The 16021-nt window shown below is 64.2% G+C and carries 17 protein-coding genes; 9 read left to right on the forward strand and 8 right to left on the reverse strand.

The features are described 5' to 3' along the window. Positions 1-2 precede the first annotated feature (2 nt). Positions 3-614, forward strand: coding sequence for a hypothetical protein (locus EOC94_RS11580; RefSeq protein WP_245329877.1), 612 nt, complete (start codon positions 3-5; stop codon positions 612-614). Here the strand turns inward: EOC94_RS11580 and EOC94_RS11585 are convergent. The 3 genes from EOC94_RS11585 to EOC94_RS11595 are packed head-to-tail and all read right to left on the reverse strand — an operon-like array spanning position 611 to position 2784. Then, positions 611-1051 (reverse strand): GtrA family protein, encoded by a 441-nt coding sequence (locus tag EOC94_RS11585; protein ID WP_245329878.1) that lies wholly within the window; start codon positions 1049-1051, stop codon positions 611-613. The two genes, EOC94_RS11580 and EOC94_RS11585, sit on opposite strands and share 4 nt — an antisense overlap. Next, positions 1044-1736 (reverse strand): class I SAM-dependent methyltransferase, encoded by a 693-nt coding sequence (locus EOC94_RS11590; RefSeq protein ID WP_095485658.1) that lies wholly within the window; start codon positions 1734-1736, stop codon positions 1044-1046. Before EOC94_RS11590 ends, EOC94_RS11585 begins: the two co-directional genes overlap by 8 nt. Further along, complete coding sequence (locus EOC94_RS11595) at positions 1711-2784, reverse strand: glycosyltransferase family 2 protein (protein ID WP_095485833.1); 1074 nt, start codon at positions 2782-2784, stop codon at positions 1711-1713. Before EOC94_RS11595 ends, EOC94_RS11590 begins: the two co-directional genes overlap by 26 nt. Before the next feature lie 347 nt (positions 2785-3131). Between EOC94_RS11595 and EOC94_RS11600 the strand changes: the two genes are divergently transcribed. From EOC94_RS11600 to lpxK, 6 genes are all read left to right on the forward strand, one after another. Beyond that, positions 3132-4475 (forward strand): TldD/PmbA family protein, encoded by a 1344-nt coding sequence (locus EOC94_RS11600; protein ID WP_095485659.1) that lies wholly within the window; start codon positions 3132-3134, stop codon positions 4473-4475. Then, positions 4462-5268: a 3'(2'),5'-bisphosphate nucleotidase CysQ gene (locus EOC94_RS11605; RefSeq protein WP_095485660.1), complete on the forward strand. Its 807-nt coding sequence runs from the start codon at positions 4462-4464 to the stop codon at positions 5266-5268. Before EOC94_RS11600 ends, EOC94_RS11605 begins: the two co-directional genes overlap by 14 nt. A 76-nt stretch (positions 5269-5344) precedes the next feature. Beyond that, the gene (locus EOC94_RS11610) at positions 5345-5590 is read left to right on the forward strand and encodes a DUF4170 domain-containing protein (RefSeq protein WP_095485661.1); all 246 of its coding nucleotides are present in this window, start codon (positions 5345-5347) and stop codon (positions 5588-5590) included. A gap of 5 nt (positions 5591-5595) precedes the next feature. Beyond that, positions 5596-6384: a lysophospholipid acyltransferase family protein gene (locus EOC94_RS11615; RefSeq protein WP_095485662.1), complete on the forward strand. Its 789-nt coding sequence runs from the start codon at positions 5596-5598 to the stop codon at positions 6382-6384. Beyond that, a complete protein-coding gene (gene waaA, locus EOC94_RS11620) occupies positions 6381-7697 on the forward strand; it encodes a lipid IV(A) 3-deoxy-D-manno-octulosonic acid transferase (RefSeq protein WP_095485663.1) in 1317 nt (438 codons plus the stop codon). Before EOC94_RS11615 ends, waaA begins: the two co-directional genes overlap by 4 nt. 1 nt (position 7698) lies before the next feature. Further along, a complete protein-coding gene (gene lpxK / locus EOC94_RS11625) occupies positions 7699-8727 on the forward strand; it encodes a tetraacyldisaccharide 4'-kinase (RefSeq protein ID WP_126106990.1) in 1029 nt (342 codons plus the stop codon). A gap of 25 nt (positions 8728-8752) precedes the next feature. Here lpxK and EOC94_RS11630 read toward each other — a convergent pair whose 3' ends face one another. Both EOC94_RS11630 and EOC94_RS11635 read right to left on the reverse strand, forming a co-directional pair. Then, the gene (locus EOC94_RS11630) at positions 8753-8986 is read right to left on the reverse strand and encodes a DUF2093 domain-containing protein (protein WP_027153867.1); all 234 of its coding nucleotides are present in this window, start codon (positions 8984-8986) and stop codon (positions 8753-8755) included. 143 nt (positions 8987-9129) lie between these two features. Then, a complete protein-coding gene (locus EOC94_RS11635; protein ID WP_127290531.1) occupies positions 9130-10056 on the reverse strand; it encodes a LysR substrate-binding domain-containing protein in 927 nt (308 codons plus the stop codon). A 90-nt stretch (positions 10057-10146) separates the two neighbouring features. Here EOC94_RS11635 and EOC94_RS11640 point away from each other — a divergent pair, with 90 nt between their 5' ends. Then, complete coding sequence (locus EOC94_RS11640) at positions 10147-11040, forward strand: DMT family transporter (RefSeq protein WP_127290533.1); 894 nt, start codon at positions 10147-10149, stop codon at positions 11038-11040. A 70-nt stretch (positions 11041-11110) separates the two neighbouring features. On the opposite strand, the gene mutL is transcribed toward EOC94_RS11640, so the two are convergent. Continuing rightward, positions 11111-12985 carry a DNA mismatch repair endonuclease MutL gene (gene mutL / locus EOC94_RS11645; protein ID WP_127290535.1) on the reverse strand — a complete coding sequence of 625 codons (1875 nt, stop codon included), beginning with the start codon at positions 12983-12985 and terminating at the stop codon, positions 11111-11113. Positions 12986-13069: 84 nt separating this feature from the next. Continuing rightward, entirely contained in the window at positions 13070-13972 is a 903-nt protein-coding gene (locus tag EOC94_RS11650) for a LysR family transcriptional regulator (protein ID WP_127204363.1), read from the reverse strand. Positions 13973-14076: 104 nt separating this feature from the next. Here EOC94_RS11650 and EOC94_RS11655 point away from each other — a divergent pair, with 104 nt between their 5' ends. Beyond that, complete coding sequence (locus EOC94_RS11655; protein ID WP_127290537.1) at positions 14077-15066, forward strand: zinc-dependent alcohol dehydrogenase family protein; 990 nt, start codon at positions 14077-14079, stop codon at positions 15064-15066. A 21-nt stretch (positions 15067-15087) separates the two neighbouring features. On the opposite strand, the gene EOC94_RS11660 is transcribed toward EOC94_RS11655, so the two are convergent. After that, positions 15088-15996 carry a LysR substrate-binding domain-containing protein gene (locus EOC94_RS11660; RefSeq protein ID WP_095485669.1) on the reverse strand — a complete coding sequence of 303 codons (909 nt, stop codon included), beginning with the start codon at positions 15994-15996 and terminating at the stop codon, positions 15088-15090. Between the last annotated feature and the right edge of the window lie 25 nt (positions 15997-16021).

The following is a 16021-nucleotide window of genomic DNA, read 5'->3' on the forward strand; positions in this document are numbered from 1 at the left end:
TAGTGCCTTACAGACGCGCCGCCTGGCTCAGCGGCTACGCGTTCGCGGCGATTCTGGCCGGGTCCGAGATCGTCATCCTTGCGCTTGCTCTCAATCCGAACGTCAACGCCGACTATCGCGCCTATTACATCGATAAAACGACCACGTGCCTCAACCGCGATGCCGTCGGCAGCTACACACTTGGCGAGACGGTATCGTTCCGCAGCGACGGCGCCAAACGGGCAGCCAGCATGAAGGTCTGCGGCTGGTCGGGGTCGGCAGGCGACGGCACCCATTCGCTGGGCGAGACCTCGCGGCTTCGCCTGGAGATACCGCCGCTCGGTCACGGCTTGGCTGCCACGCTGCAAATGGCCGCCGTCATTCGGCCACCACAGATCACGCAGAGGGTGGTGATCTCGGTGAACGGGGTTCGGGCGCAGGCGGTGACGCTGTCTGGCAAAGAACCACGGATGGTTACGTTCATCATTCCACCGGCGGCTCTCGGCAAGACCGATACACTCGACATCGCCTTCGACTATCTCGACGGCATCCCGCAAACTCCGGCCGCCAGCAACATCTACAAGCGCTCCATCAAGCTGGTGTCGTTCCGGCTGGATGCTGTTGACACGGATTAGGTGGGGCGGTCGCCTTGCCGGCCGGATCTTCGCCGCGCAAAAACCCATCGGTCGAGCATGAGAAGATTGATCGCTGGAATAAGCAAGCAGGTAATCAGAACGGCAAAGATGGGCGACAGGCCGAGCTTCATGGTGAAAAGCGCCGGCACTGCGTAAGCCATGCCGAAGCCGGTCGCGGTCAGCAAGAGAAAACGCGCAGCTTCCGATCTGTGCGATCCGCTCGACATGAAAGTTACCGATTTGTGGGCGAGATAAGAAAACACGGCCGCCGCGGCGTAAGCCGCAAGCGACGCCTGGATGGGCGTGACGCCGATCCATTCCGATTTGATCAAGACGGTAGCCAGGACAGCATAAAGGATCGTCGCAGCGATGCCGACCAGCCCGAAGCGCGCCAGCAGCTTCAGCCCGGCACCGGCGGTCGAACGGCCCTTAGACATGCGCGCTGCACGCATACTGGGCCCCGAGCGGTAGAGGAGCAAGCAGGCGCTCGAGTCTTCTGGCGAAGGGCCTGGCCGAGGGCAGCAGCAGGAAATGCTCGGATCGGATATCCCGAAAACCCGTCTCCTGAAAGAGGGACCTTGCTTTGGCCGCGTTGAGCAGGACCGCGTCCTGGTCGAATGGACACCGCAACACCGCAAGACGCGTCAGCAGATTATAGGGATTGTGCTCGATGATGCAGGCGACGCCGCCCGGCCGCACGACGCGCCGCATTTCCCGGAAGAAATCGAGCCAGGAGACAGGCGGAACGTGATGGACGACGCAACTGGCGAAAGCCAGATCGAACGCGCCGTCCTCATAAGGCAGGCGCAGCGTGATGCACGCGTGATAGATCACACCTGGATTGTCCCGGCTGGCGCGCAGGATCGATTCCTCCGAGACGTCGCAGCCATCCAGGCTTTCGAACGCGCCTTCGAGATAAGGATGGAGCGAACCGACGCCGCAGCCGATATCCAGCGCCCGCACATTAGCCCCGCCCTGCCGAAGCCCTCGTTCGGCAACGAGACGCCGCAGCAGGTCGGCCTTGGCGATCAGAAAGAAGTCGTGCCTGAGGCCGGAAAACCGGATGGATCCTGCGACCGCCTCGCCATAATTTGATTTATAGCTGTCGAAGAGTTCGGCCATCAGCCGAGGCTCCATTCCTGGGTTTTCGAAGCGATCTTCGGCTCTCACCAAGAGGAGCGGCACGCATCGCCTTATCGAATCCGGTGACCCGATCGATCACGTAAAGCGGACGGCGTTTCACCTCGGCGTGGATACCGCCGACGTAAAGTCCGACCACGCCGGTCATGAAAAGATTGATGCCGCAAAGGAGCGACACGATCACCACGGTGGATGTCCAGCCGGCAATGATGCCGGTTTCAAAAATCCAGGCGAAGATGGCGTAAGCGCCGAACACTGCCGCAAGCGCGGAAATGGCCAATCCGCCCCACAGAGCCATGCGCAGCGGCTTCTCGGAGAAGCTGACGATGCCGTGAACGGCAAGGTGCATCATCTTCCAGAATGGGTATTTGGTCTGGCCCAGGGTCCGCGCCGGGCGTTCGAAAGGCACCGCCGTCTGCTTGAACCCCATCCAGGCGAACATGCCCCTGACGAAACGGTCGTGTTCGGGCATTTGCTTGAAGGTTTCCAGCGCCTTGCGGCCGACCAGGCGGAAATCGCCGACGTCGCGCGGGATGTCGACCGACGTCATTTTCTCCAGCAGGCGGTAGAAGAGACTCGCCGTAATGCGCTTGAACCAGGATTCGCCCTCACGCTTGACGCGGCGGGCATAGACGATCTCGAAACCTTCCTTCCACTTCGCCACCAGATCGAGAACCACCTCCGGCGGGTCTTGCAGGTCGGCATCCATGACGATGACTGCATCACCCGCAGCCGCGTCCATGCCGGCCGTGATCGCGATCTGGTGGCCGAAATTGCGGGAAAGCTCGATCAGCCGGAAGCGCGGCTCGACGGCGACCACGTTCCGAAGGTATTCGACGCTCCCATCAAGGCTTCCATCATCGACGAAGATCGCCTCAGCCTCTCCGTCCAACCGGCAGATCAGGGAGCTGATCCGCTCGATCAGTCGAGGCAGGACCTGCTCTTCATTGTATATGGGAAGGACCAACGAGTACCGTGGCGGCGACACGTTCACCGCAGTCCTGATGCTTTGGATCACAGAGTCTCGCATGCGGTTGAAAATGGAACGCAAGCTACAAAGTTCCCAAGGTACACAAGAAAATGCTAATTTAATGGTTCGGGTAGATGCCGATCATGCGTGGGAAAGGAGATAGGCGGCGTTACCGCGATCGACACGTCCGCATGTGATCGAGACACGACGTCAAAGGGGCTGTCGGCCGGTCCGAACCTGGCGCGAAGCAGTCTTTGAGGAACCTCTTCGGTCATGCCGCCTGAAGCCGATGTCCGCTGGCCGATCTATTCTGCTTGCCACTTCTGCCATTGCACAAGCCACATCGGAACAATAGATGGTGCGGAGCGGCCGCCACTTATGTCAGGCGGAAAAACAGGACTATGCGCATGACCGATACGCTGGACTCAGCGAAATTGACCGACCGCGTCGCGGCCCTGGTCGAAGCGGCCAAACGGGCCGGAGCCGACGCCGCAGACGCGGTTGCGGTGCGCGGCCGCTCGACTGGCGTGTCGGTGCGGCTTGGCAAGGTCGAGGGGACCGACGCGTCCGAGAGCGAGGATGTCTCGCTGCGCGTCTTCGTCGGCAAGCGGGTGGCGAGCGTCTCGGCGACCGCTGCCTCAGACCCGAAAGCGCTGGCCGAGCGCGCCGTGGCGATGGCCAAAGTGTCCCCTGAGGATCCCTATCAGGGCCTCGCCGATCCGGCCCTGCTGGTCGATAAGCCGCGCGACCTCGATTTGTTCGACGCGACGGAAGTTTCGGCCGACCAGTTGAAGGAAGCAGCGCTGGCCGCGGAAGCGGCCGCCCTTGCCGTCAAGGGCGTTACTAATTCGGCCGGCAGCGGCGCCAGTGCCGGGCTTGGCGGGTTGGTGCTCGCCACCTCGCACGGCTTTGTCGGCCACTATGTCGCGTCGCGCTTTTCGCGCTCGACCAGCGTCATCGCCGGCGAGGGCACCGGCATGGAGCGCGATTATGAATTCTCCTCGCGCCAGCATTATTCCGATCTCGACGCGCCTGAGGACATCGGCCGCAAGGCCGGCGAACGCGCCGCGCGGCGCATCGGCGCGCGCAAGGCGGCGACCGGCCCGGTCAATGTGGTGTTCGACCCGCGTGTCGCTCGCGGCATCGCCGGTCATCTCGCCGGCGCCATCAACGGCGCGTCCGTCGCGCGCAAGACCAGTTTTCTGCGCGACATGATGGGCAAGCAGGTGGCGGCGGCCGCGATCACCGTCACCGATGAGCCGCTGCGGCGCCGTGGCCAGGCGTCGCGTCCGTTTGACGGCGAAGGCATCGAGGGCGAAAGACTGCTCATGGTGGAGAAAGGCATTTTGAACCACTGGTTCCTGTCGACCTCGGTCGCGCGGGAATTGGGGCTGACCACCAACGGGCGCGGCTCACGCAACGGCTCCTCCGTCTCGCCATCGTCGACCAACCTCGCCATCGAGCCGGGCGAGCGGGCGCCCGAAGACCTCATCAAGTCGCTCAAATCAGGTTTTTACGTCACCGAAGTGTTCGGCCAGGGCGTCGATATGGTGACTGGCGAGTACAGCCGCGGCGCTTCCGGCTTCTGGATCGAGAATGGCGAGCTCGCCTATCCGGTTGCGGAAGTGACCATCGCCTCGAATTTGAAGACCATGTTCCTCAACATGGTTCCGGCGAGCGATCTCGATCGCAATTTCGGCACCGCCGCACCAACGCTGCTGATCGAAGGCATGACCCTTGCCGGAGCTTGACCAAGTCACCTCCGCCGATGCCCGCGAGGACTTGGCCCTGCTGCGCGACGCTGCCCGCGAGGCGGGCGTCATCGCCATGCGCTATTTCGGCAACAATCCGCAAGTGTGGATGAAGGGCGGCACCTCGCCGGTGAGCGAGGCCGATCACGCCGCCGACGCCTATCTGCGCGAGACCTTGCTTGCGGCACGTCCTGACTATGGCTGGCTCTCGGAGGAGACGGCCGACGATCCGGCAAGGCTTGCCGCCCGCCGCACCTTCGTCGTCGATCCAATCGACGGCACGCGCGGCTTTCTTGAAGGCCTTCGCACGTGGTGCGTCAGCGTCGCGGTGGTCGAGGACGGTCGCACGCTTGCCGGCGTGCTCGAATGTCCGGCCACGGAGGAGACCTATTGGGCGCTATCAGGTGAGGGGGCGTTCCTGAATGGCCGTCGCATTACCGTGCGCCGCCCGGCAGCGATGGTCGAAATCGGCGGGCCGAAGCCATTGGTCGGCCTGTTGCCGGCGGAATGGCAGGGCCGGCTGAACCGCGTGCCCTATATTCCCTCGCTCGCGTACCGGCTGGCGATGGTCGCCAATGGCATGCTCGACGCAACCTTCGTCAAACCCAACGCACATGACTGGGATATCGCCGCGGCGGACCTCATCTTGCGCGAGGCCGGCGGCGCATTGCTCGACCAGAAGGGCCGCGCACCGCGCTATGCCGGCGAAGTGATCAGCCACGGCGCCCTGGTTGCCGGCAGCGGCGAACTGCTCGCCGTCCTCTCCGGCATCATCGCCGGGCAGGACAGTTGAACATATCATCAATGGTTCCAAAGTCGGCGGCTTTGGTCTAGACCTGTCACAAACTCACGATATGTGAAGGACCGACATGACCGCGGAAGACGGAAAGAAGCAGCTTTTGCACCTGGTGTTCGGCGGCGAACTGAAGACGCTGGGCGGGACCGAATTCCGTGATCTCGACGCGCTCGACATCGTCGGCATCTATCCGGACTATCAATCCGCGCAGACGGCATGGAAGGCCAAGGCCCAGGCCAGCGTGGACAATGCTCATATGCGGTATTTCGTCGTTCACCTGCACCGGTTGCTCGACCCCGACACCAAGGCTGCCGATTGAAATCGATGGATCATGAAGCGGTGAAAGGATCGGCCACGAGGTCTGGAGTCAGGAGGCATCCTAGCGGCACCCCGCGGACATTCTGGCGCAAGATTCGCGAACCGCTGGCGCAATCGCGATTTGTCAAGAACGCCATCGCCAGCCTATTTGCGCAGTTCGTTCGTCTGATCCGCCTGACCAACCGCGTTGTCGACGGATCGGCGCAGATATCGGGTGGCGCTTACTCGCAATTCGAGCCGGGCATCATTGCGCTGTGGCACGGCCAGCATCTTCTGACCCCTGCCTACTACCCCAAGGGAAGGCCGCTGGTCGCCATGGTATCGCGCAGTGCCGATGCTGAGCTCAACGCGCTGATGATCGAGAAATTCGGTATCGAGGCGGTGCGCGGCTCGGGCGGACGCGAAGGCGCGAAGCATCTCGACAAGGGCGGCGCCAAGGCGCTGATTGCCCTGAAAAAGTCGCTCGCCACCGGCAAGAACGTCGCCATGATCGCTGATATTCCTCATGGCACGCCGCGCGACGCGGGGCTTGGCATCGTTCTCTTGGCGCGGCTCTCGGGCCGGCCGATCCTGCCCGCGGCAATCGCCACCAGCCGCCGTAAGGTGCTGGAGCGCAGCTGGGACAAGACCACGATCAATCTGCCGTTCGGCCGCTCGTCGATCGTCGTGGGAACGCCGGTGTTCGTTCCGGCCAATGCGGATGAGGCCGAAATGGAACGCAAGCGCCAGGAGGTCACGGCCGCGCTCAACGCCGCAACCGCCGAGGCCTATCGCCTCGTGGATGGCTCGAAATGAGCGGGCGCTGGGCGCGCACCTTCCTGACGGCGTATCGTTTCGCGGGCGCAGCCGCCTATCCGCTGATTGGTCCTTATGTTGCCTGGCGCACCTCCAGGGGCAAGGAGGACCGAATTCGCCGGCGCGAGCGCTATGGAATCGCCGGGCGCGAGCGTCCCGAAGGGCCGGTGATCTGGATCCATGCGGCGAGCGTCGGCGAGACCATCGCCGTCGTGCCGCTGGTCGAGAGCATCCTCGACTACGGCGTCAACATCGTGCTGACGACGGGCACTGTCACCTCCGCTCAGGTTGCCGACGAACGGCTCGGCGACCGCATCATCCACCAATATGTGCCGCTCGACCTCAAGCCGGCGGTCAGCCGCTTCCTCGACCATTGGCGGCCGGATCTGGCGATCATCGCCGAATCTGAGATTTGGCCGATGACCATCCTGGAGCTCGGCGCGCGCCGTGTGCCGCAAGTGCTGGTCAATGGCAGGCTGTCGGACCGTTCGTTCAAATCCTGGAAGAAGCGCGCCAACATCGCCGAGGCGCTGTTCGAGAATCTCGCCCATGTCGTCGCCCAGTCGGAAATCGACGGCGAGCGCTTCCTCTCGCTTGGCGCCCGGCCGGTGACCGTATCCGGCAATCTCAAGGTCGACACGACGCCGCCGCCGGCCGATGAAAGGGCGCTGTACACGCTGAAACGCCAGATCGGCGTCCGTCCGACCTGGGCGGCAATCTCGACCCATGACGGCGAGGAAGTGGTCGCCGCCGAGGTTCACGCGATGCTGCACAAGCGTCACCACGGTCTTTTGACGATCGTCGTGCCTCGCCATCCCGATCGCGCCGAAGCGCTTGCCGCGCAGATTTCCGGGATGGGCCTGAAAGTCGCTCGGCGCAGCAAGGGCGAAAGAATCACCGCCGATACGGACATTCTGCTTGGCGACACGATCGGCGAGATGGGGCTTTATCTCAGGCTGACGGAGATTGCCTTCGTCGGCCGTTCGCTCACCTCCGAGGGCGGCCAGAATCCGCTGGAGCCGGCCATGCTCGACACCGCGGTGCTGGCCGGCCGCAATGTCCAGAATTTTCGCGAGACCTATCAGCGCCTGCTCGACAGCGGCGGTGCCAAGTTGGTGCGCGACCGCGACATGCTGGCCGGCGCCGTCAATTTCCTTTTGAGCAACGAGGTGGCTCGCCACGAAATGATGGCAGCCGGTGCGGCGACCGTCGACGAGATGCGCGGCGCGCTGGCGCTCACGTTGAAGTCGCTTGAGCCCTATATTCAGCCGTTGGTCGTCAAGTCGCGCCTCAAGGGCGCCAACGGCCGCTAAGGTGGCCAGCGAAGCGCCACCCTTCTGGTGGGAAGAACCGGACTGGCGCGCGCTGGCGCTGACGCCGCTGTCCGCGATCTATGCCCTCATTGCCGGCCGCCGCATGCGCTCGGCGGCGCGCGAAAAGGTCGAGGCGCCGGTGCTGTGTGTCGGCAACTTTACCGTCGGCGGCACCGGCAAGACGCCGGTGGCGATCGCGCTCGCCGGACAGGCCAGGCGCATGCATCTCAATCCCGGCTTCCTGTCGCGCGGCCATGGCGGCTCCTTCGCGCAGCCGCATGTCGTCGATCCGCATCACGACGCCGCCAAGCATGTCGGCGACGAGCCGCTGCTTTTGGCCGAGCACGCGCCGGTCGCGGTCACGCCGAACCGGGCCGCCGGCGCGCGTCTTCTGCTGGAAAAGCATGGCTGTGATTTCCTGATCATGGATGACGGCTTCCAGAGCGCGCGCATCCATATCGATTACGCGCTGGTCGTCGTCGACGCGCGCTACGGCGTCGGCAACGGCCGCGTCATTCCTGGCGGTCCGCTCAGGGCTGGTATCGTCGACCAGCTGGTTTTCACCAGCGCGCTGCTGAAGATGGGCGAGGGCCTTGCTGCCGATGCGGTCGTCCGCCAGGCGGCGCGCGCCGGCCGGCCGATCTTCGAGGCGCGTACACGGCCAAGCAGGACGGCGGGGCTGGTCGGCAAGCGATTTCTGGCCTTTGCCGGCATCGGTCATCCCGACAAATTCTTCGACACGGTCCGTGAGGCCGGCGGCCAAGTCGTGCTGACCCGGTCGTTTCCAGACCATCATTTCTATGGTGAGGACGAGCTTGCCGAACTGGCAACGACAGCGCGAGGTGCCGGACTTGCCCTCATCACCACCGCCAAGGACGCCGCCCGGCTGCGCCACGATGCTGCGCCTGCCGAGTTCCTCGGGCAGCTCGATGTGCTGGAAATCGACACCGTGTTCGATCCCGACCACGTGCCCGAACGCATCATCGACGAGACGCTGGATGCCTGGCGGCAGCGCAAGCTGAAGGGGTGACTTTGGAGCCGATCCGGAAGCTGGTTTAACGCCGGCTGCGCAATTCCGGATGTGCCTCGATCTCGCGGCGCAGCGAGGCCGCAGCACTGACATAGGGCTCCTGCCTGGCGACGCTCCAGTATTTGAGTTCATCGAGCGGGATGCTTTCGCCGGTGACCGCGCAGCGCACGAAGGCGCCGGGGCTGGTCACCTGGAAGTCGCCGTCTAGGTAGCGGATACGGGCTTCCTTGCCGCCGGGGCCTTCGAAACGGTTCATCATGACATGGAGCCAAGGTTCATGACGATGTCATCGCCACAAATTGCCGGCAAGGTCAAGCTTGGAGCGAGACAAGGTTGGGTTTAGTCGGCTCCGTTTCGGACGATAACCAGCCGAGTAAGCCGGCAAAGTGGATGCCTGGCATCTTACTGCTCAGCTACGATGAAATCCTCGATCTTTTCCGCCGCCAGCCCGGCCTGGAGCGCGATGCGCCGGGCAAGCTCGGCAGCGGCGGCGCGCGGTCGCCCCATAGGCCGGTCGAGCCAGTAGGATATCGGACTGAGAACGATGCGGTCGTCGACGGCGACGATGCGGCCTGACTTCAGTTGATGCTCGGTCATCGGTGGCCGCGCCAGCGCGATGCCGAGGCCGTGAGTGGCAGCATCGAGCACCAGATTGTAATCCTCGAAGCGCCGGTCCTGTGGGCGCGGACGATAGTCGATGTCCTGCGCGGCAAACCAGGCGCGCCAGGCCGAGGCGTCCGAATCGTTGATCAGCGGGAATTTGAGCAGCCGGGCAGGATCGCCACGGCCGATCTCCCTGGCGAGCTCCGGCGAGGCGACGGGGAAAACATGTTCCTCGAAAAGCTGCACCGAGACGCGGCCGGGGATGCGGCCGCGGCCGCAGCGAATCGACAGATCAATACCTTCGTCGGCGAGATCCGCCTGGCGGATATCGACGTCGAGCACGATGCGCAGCTTGGACGGGTTGTTTTCCAGCGCCGCCATGCGCGGCATCAGCCACAGCCCGCTGACCGACGGGATCGAGGTCAGCCGCACCACGGCGGTGCCGCGCGGCTCGATCCAGCGGTCCGAATTGCTGGAGATCAGCGCGAAGGCCTCTGTGGTTCGCAGATGCAGCCGGTTGCCTTCGATCGTCAGCGAAACGCCCCGCGCGCCGCGATCGAACACTTTCAGCCCGAGCCAATCCTCGAGCTTGGCGATCTGCCGGCTGACGGCGCCATGGGTGAGGTTGAGTTTTTCGGCAGCGGCCGAAAAGCTGCCCGTCCGCGCCGCGGCGTCGAAGGCGCGCAGGGTTTCAAGCGGCAGCATCGCGTCTGAGCTGTGATCCATAGTCACAGCTGACTCTCGATTTGGTCGTTTGTCAACCGGTCAGGAAAGGCATTTTGTGTGTTTGTGCATATGAAACGCGAGAGAATTGAAATGAGCGCCTGTACCGGAACGTTGAATTCGACACAGCGGATGGACACCACGGCAGCCATTGCGGTGGCGCTGACGGTGGTCGGTTGGGCGTCCGCCTTCCCGGCGATTCGTGCCGGCCTCGCCGCCTTCGGGCCACTGGAACTCGGCGCGCTGCGCTTTGCCATCGCGGCGGTGCCAGCGGCGATATTCCTCGCCGTCAAGCGGCCGGCGCTGCCAAAGCTCGACGAAATATGGCGCTTTGTCTTCGGCGGTGCCGTCTTCGTCGCCCTGTACACGGCAATGCTCAATTTCGGCGAACTGACCGTCTCGGCGGGTGCGGCCGGCTTCATCATCAATGTCAGCCCGATCTTCACCGCGATCATGGCGATGGCACTGCTCGGCGAACGCTTCTCAGGCCTGGCCTGGGCAGGCACAGCCATCTCCTTCGCCGGCATCGGCATCATTGCCATGGGCGAGGGGCAGGGCCTGCATTTCAACACCGGCGCGCTGCTCGTGCTGGGTTCAGCGCTGTGCTCGGCCGTCAACACCATCGTCCAGAAGCCACTGTTTGCCCGCCACCACCCGCTGACCATTGCCGCCTCCAACATGGTGCTCGGCGCGCTCTGCCTGGCGCCGTTCCTGCCAAGCGGCCTCGCGCAGGCGGCAGTTGCCGATACCGCCGGGCTTAGCGCCGTCATCTTTCTCGGCATCGTGCCGAGCCTCATCGCCTACGCCGCCTGGGCAACAGCACTTTCCCGGCTGCCGGCGGCGCGTGCTTCGAACTTCCTCTACCTGGTCTCGCCGGTGGCGACGCTGATCGGCTTCTTCTGGCTGGGCGAGGTGCCGACGCTGCGTGGCATTCTCGGCGGTGCACTGGCGCTCGGCGGCGTCATCGTGGTGAATTTGAAGCGCTGATTCAAAAGTTTGGAAGATTCACCTGATTCAAAAGAGCCGCTGAAGAGCGGCTCTTGTCGCATCCGCTGAGCTAGCGTCTCCCGAACAGCCGCTCGATATCAGCAAGCTTGAGCTCGATATAGGTCGGGCGGCCGTGGTTGCAGGTGCCGGAGCCCGGCGTCGCCTCCATCTGGCGCAGCAGCGCGTTCATCTCCTCGGGCTTGAGCAGGCGGCCGGAACGCACCGAGCCGTGGCAGGCCATGGTCGCGGCGATCCTGTCCAGCCGTTCCTTCAGCGTATCGACCGTGTCGTTGTCGGCGATCTCGTCGGCAAGGTCGCGCACCAGCTGCTGGACGTTGGTTTCGCCGAGCATCGACGGCGTCTCGCGCACGGCGACCGCACCCGGGCCGAAGCGCTCGACGGCGAGGCCGAAGCGGGCCAGCGTTTCGGAATGCATGGCGAGCCGCTCGGCATCCTCTTCCGGCAGGTCGACGATCTCCGGCAGCAACAGCATCTGCGACGGCACGGCGCGCGCATGCAGCGCGTTCTTCAGCGCCTCGTAGACCAGCCGCTCATGCGCTGCATGCTGGTCGACGATGATAAGCGAATCCCTGGTCTGCGCGACGATGTAGTTCTCGTGCACCTGGGCGCGTGCGGCACCCAGCACCGTGCCAAGCAGCGTCTCCGCCGTCTCAGTCTGTCCGGCACGCGCGTCGGCGCTGTGAAGCGGGCCGGCGTCGAACGCCGCTTGATCGTTTTCGCCGAAGCCGCCATTTCCTGGTTCGGTATTTTCAAACCCCATGTCCAGCGGCCGTTGCGGCGAGCGGGCCGGGTCGAAACCGGCGGAGCCGGAGGCACGGTAGGCCGCCTCGTAGCTGCGGTGGCCGTTGGCCGGTCCTGAATGGGCGTAGGACGCCGCGCCCGGCCGGAATGCCGCCATCATGCCGGCTGCCCCTGAAGTGGCGGCACGGATGCCGGCATTGGCCAATGCTTCGCGGATGGCGCCGACGATCAGCCCGCGCACCAATCCCGGATCGCGGAAGCGTACGTCGGCCTTGGCCGGATGGACATTGACGTCGACGATGGCCGGATCGAGCGTCAGGAACAGCACAGTCACCGCATGGCGATCGCGCGGCAGCACGTCGGCGAAGGCGCCACGGATGGCGCCGGCGATCAATTTATCGCGCACCGGCCGGCCATTGACATAGGCATATTGCTGCAGCGCGTTGGCACGGCTGAAGGACGGGATCGAGACGTGACCGGCCAGATGCACGCCATCGCGCACGGCGTCGATGGCGATGGCATTCTCCGGAAAGTCGGCGCCCATCACTTGCGCGACGCGGCGCAGCCGGCCTTCCGGGCTGTCGTCGGTCGCCGGCAGCTCCAGTGTCGAGCGGTCGGAACCGGCCAGCGTGAAGCGTACAGCGGGGAAGGCGATGGCGATGCGCTTGATCACGTCGCTGGTCGCCGAGCTTTCGGCGCGCTCGCCCTTCATGAATTTGAGCCGCGCCGGCGTGGCGAAGAACAGGTCGCGCACCTCGACCGTGGTGCCACGATTGGCGGCCGCCGGCTTGACGGCGGACACGCGGCCACCCTCGATGCCGATCTCGGCGGCGGTGTCGCCGTTGGCCGTGCGCGAGCGGATCGACAGCCGCGCCACCGAGCCGATCGACGGCAGCGCCTCGCCGCGAAAACCGAGCGAGCGGATGTCGTGGATGTTGTCGGCGAGTTTCGATGTGCAATGGCGCGCGATCGCCAGCGCCAGTTCCTTTTCCGGGATGCCCGAGCCGTCGTCGGTGACGCGGATCAGGTTGAGCCCGCCGCCGGCGGTGACGATCTCGACTCTGGCAGCGCCCGCGTCTAGCGCGTTCTCGACCAGTTCCTTGACCACGCTTGCCGGACGCTCGATGACTTCGCCGGCGGCGATCTGGTTGATCATCGTTTCGGAGAGCTGGCGAATGGGCATGAGGGCACTATAGGCGGATTCGCGGCCCATACGGGAGAGGTAGAATTAAGGAATCCGCGGCTTACCGCGAACGGACCGCGCTCTTCACGTCATGAGCCTGGGCAATCCAGCCGCCAGCGCGTCGACGGCAAGACGGACCTTCAGCGGCAAGTGAGGCGTCTGCAGCCATAGCGCATAGGCGTCGTAAAGAAATCCCGGCTGTTCCGGCAGCAGCGGGACAAGTGCGCCGGCCTGAATGCGCTCACGAACCAGCCAGTATGGCAGCCAGGCAAGCCCCATGCCGGCGGCCGCGACATCGGCGATCGCATCGAGGTCGTCGAGCCGCAAGCGGCTGACCGGCATGACCTCCAGCGCAGGCTGGCCATTGCGCGGAAACAGCCATGGTTGAACGACACGGCCCGAACGGCGGTAGATGATGGCCTGGTGGCTGCCGAGATCCCCTATCTGCTGTGGCCACCCGTGCATCTCCAGATAGGATGGCGACGCGCAGACGACCATGCGCTGTCGCGCGATGCGACGCGCCATCACGCCGGCCTGGTCTTCCAGATTGCCGGTCCGGATGGCAAGATCGCAGCCATCCTCTGCAAGATCGGCGAGGGGGTCGCTGAACGACAGGTCGAGTTCGAGCGAGGGATATTGCTGCGCCAGTTCCAGCAGGATCGGAGCAACGCAGCGCCGGCCGAAATGCACCGGCATGATAACGCGCAGCTTTCCGCGTGGTTCGGAAAGTTGATCGGCCGCGAGCGCATCCGCGGCCTCGGCTTCAGCGATTACCATTCGGCAACGCTCATAATAGGCGCGCCCGAAGTCTGTCAGGCTCTGGCGGCGAGTGGTCCGGTTGATGAGGCGCACGCCCAGACGCTCCTCGAGAAACCGAACATGCTTGCCGACCATCGGTCCGGACAGATCCAGAGCGGCAGCGGTCGCCGCGAACGAGCCCAGATCGACGGTTTTGACGAACACGGCCATGCTCGTAAGGCGATCCATATTCAAAACTCCCAGTTTCTACTGTTCTGTCCAAGCGGCTATTTATCTGCCAGACGGCCGCTGGCATAGCCTATTCGGTTCAAATACTTTGGAGTTATGACCGGATGGCACGTGTTGTTCGTTTTCATGAGCATGGTGGTCCCCAGGTTCTGCGCATCGAGAATGTCGATATTCCTGGGCCAGGTCGGGGCGAGATCCAGATCCGGGTCAAGGCGTTGGGGCTCAACCGGGCCGAGGCGCTGCTGCGTTCGGGCACTTATATCCAGACGCCGCCATTGCCTTCCGGTCTTGGCCTTGAGGCAGCGGGTGTCGTCGAAGCGGTCGGCGAAGGCGTGCACGGTTTTGCGCCAGGTGACGCCGTCAGCGTCGTGCCGCCACAATCGATGTCCTGCTGGCCCGCCTATGGCGAGATTGCCACATATCCCGCCAATCTCGTGGTCAAGCACCCGCCGTCGCTCAGCTGGGAAGAGGCGGCGGCCGTCTGGATGCAATATCTCACCGCCTATGGCGCATTGATCGACATTGCCAAGCTCGGCAGGGATGATTTTGTCGTCATCACCGCAGCATCGAGCAGTGTCGGACTTGCAGCGATCCAGATCGCCAACATGGTTGGTGCGACCCCGATCGCGGTCACGCGGTCATCTGCCAAGAAGCAGGCCTTGCTCGAGTTCGGCGCAGCCCACGTCATCGCTTCAGCGGACGAAGACCTGGAGGCCCGGCTGAAGGAAATCGCCGGCCCGGACAACATCCAAGTGGTGCTCGACGCGGTCGGCGGCCCGATATTCGAGCCGCTGACGGCGGCGATGGCACGCGGCGGCATTCTCATCGAATATGGCGGCTTGAGCCTCGAGCCGACGCCGTTCCCGCTGTTCGCCGTGCTGGCCAAGACGCTGACGCTGCGCGGCTATCTCGTCCACGAAATCACTGGCGATCCGGCGAAGTTGGAGGCTGCCAAGGCGTTCATCCTCGACGGATTGATGTCGGGAGCGCTAAAGCCGGTAATCTCCAGGACCTTTCCGTTCGACCAGATCGTCGAGGCGCATCGCTTTCTCGAATCGAACGAACAATTCGGCAAGATTGTCGTGACGGTTTGACCGGGCACTATCGGGATGGCCTCATGCCTGCGCGGCCAGCCAGTCCCGAACCTTGCGGGCATTGTCGCTGAGTTCGCGGTTCTTCGGCCAGATGATGTGGAAGCGCGTGCCGGTTCTCATCACATGGCTGGTGGCGCTCACCAGCAGGCCCGATGCCAGCAGTCGCTCGGCCAGATGCCGCCAGCCGAGCGCGATGCCTTGCCCCTCCATGACCGCCTGAATCACCAGCGCATAGTCGTTGATGCGCAAGCCTCGCCCGGCGTCGGCCTCCTTCAGGCTGGCCCCGGCGGAGTGGAACCACTCCTCCCAGCTCGCCGCCTCGCGAAACGGCTCCTCGAGATGGATGAGGCGGTGTGACGCCAATTCCTCGACGGTTTGCGGCAGGCCGAACTTCGCCGCATAGCTGGCGCCGGCAACGGGAAAGATTTCCTCGTCGGCCAGCGGCAGGCAATGATAGTCCGGCCACTCCCGGGGCTCGCCACCGCGCACAGCGAGCGGAATGCCCTCGGCGATAATGTCGAGGTCGCGGTCGGCGGTCTGGATACGCAGGTCAATGCCCGGCAATTCGTCGCGGAACTGCTGCAGGCGCGGCATCATCCAGAACGAGCCGAAGGCGGTCGAAGCGGCAAGCGTAACATGGCCGCCGGTCGCCTGCTGGCGCAGGTCCTCGGCCGACTTGCGGATATGCGAGAGGCCGAGCGAGACGTCGGCGTGGAAACGCTCGCCGGCCTCGGTCAGGCTGACCTGCCGGTGGCGCCGCTGGAAGAGTTTGGCGCCGAGCTTTTCCTCCAGCCCGCGCACCGCATAGGAGACGGCGGCCTGCGTCATGCCGAGCTCGCGCCCCGCGGCGGTGAAGCTCGACAGCCGCCCGGCGGCCTCGAAGACGATCAGGCTGCCGGCCGATGGCAATAGGTGGCGCAGGCTTCGCATAAGCAGAGCTTATACAAGAGATCAG

Origin of the sequence: Mesorhizobium sp. M6A.T.Ce.TU.016.01.1.1, from assembly GCF_003997065.1 — a bacterium.
GTDB classification, from domain to species: domain Bacteria; phylum Pseudomonadota; class Alphaproteobacteria; order Rhizobiales; family Rhizobiaceae; genus Mesorhizobium; species Mesorhizobium mediterraneum.

Excerpts from the sequence above, each read along its gene's own strand:
- EOC94_RS11585 (WP_245329878.1), bottom strand. The coding sequence starts at position 1,051 with ATGTCTAAGGGCCGTTCGACCGCCGGTGCCGGGCTGAAGCTGCTGGCG.
- EOC94_RS11590 (WP_095485658.1), bottom strand. The coding sequence starts at position 1,736 with ATGGCCGAACTCTTCGACAGCTATAAATCAAATTATGGCGAGGCGGTC.
- EOC94_RS11595 (WP_095485833.1), bottom strand. The coding sequence starts at position 2,784 with ATGCGAGACTCTGTGATCCAAAGCATCAGGACTGCGGTGAACGTGTCG.
- EOC94_RS11600 (WP_095485659.1), top strand. The coding sequence starts at position 3,132 with ATGACCGATACGCTGGACTCAGCGAAATTGACCGACCGCGTCGCGGCC.
- EOC94_RS11610 (WP_095485661.1), top strand. The coding sequence starts at position 5,345 with ATGACCGCGGAAGACGGAAAGAAGCAGCTTTTGCACCTGGTGTTCGGC.
- EOC94_RS11615 (WP_095485662.1), top strand. The coding sequence starts at position 5,596 with ATGGATCATGAAGCGGTGAAAGGATCGGCCACGAGGTCTGGAGTCAGG.
- waaA (WP_095485663.1), top strand. The coding sequence starts at position 6,381 with ATGAGCGGGCGCTGGGCGCGCACCTTCCTGACGGCGTATCGTTTCGCG.
- EOC94_RS11630 (WP_027153867.1), bottom strand. The coding sequence starts at position 8,986 with ATGATGAACCGTTTCGAAGGCCCCGGCGGCAAGGAAGCCCGTATCCGC.
- EOC94_RS11635 (WP_127290531.1), bottom strand. The coding sequence starts at position 10,056 with ATGGATCACAGCTCAGACGCGATGCTGCCGCTTGAAACCCTGCGCGCC.
- EOC94_RS11640 (WP_127290533.1), top strand. The coding sequence starts at position 10,147 with ATGAGCGCCTGTACCGGAACGTTGAATTCGACACAGCGGATGGACACC.
- mutL (WP_127290535.1), bottom strand. The coding sequence starts at position 12,985 with ATGCCCATTCGCCAGCTCTCCGAAACGATGATCAACCAGATCGCCGCC.
- EOC94_RS11650 (WP_127204363.1), bottom strand. The coding sequence starts at position 13,972 with ATGGATCGCCTTACGAGCATGGCCGTGTTCGTCAAAACCGTCGATCTG.
- EOC94_RS11655 (WP_127290537.1), top strand. The coding sequence starts at position 14,077 with ATGGCACGTGTTGTTCGTTTTCATGAGCATGGTGGTCCCCAGGTTCTG.
- EOC94_RS11660 (WP_095485669.1), bottom strand. The coding sequence starts at position 15,996 with ATGCGAAGCCTGCGCCACCTATTGCCATCGGCCGGCAGCCTGATCGTC.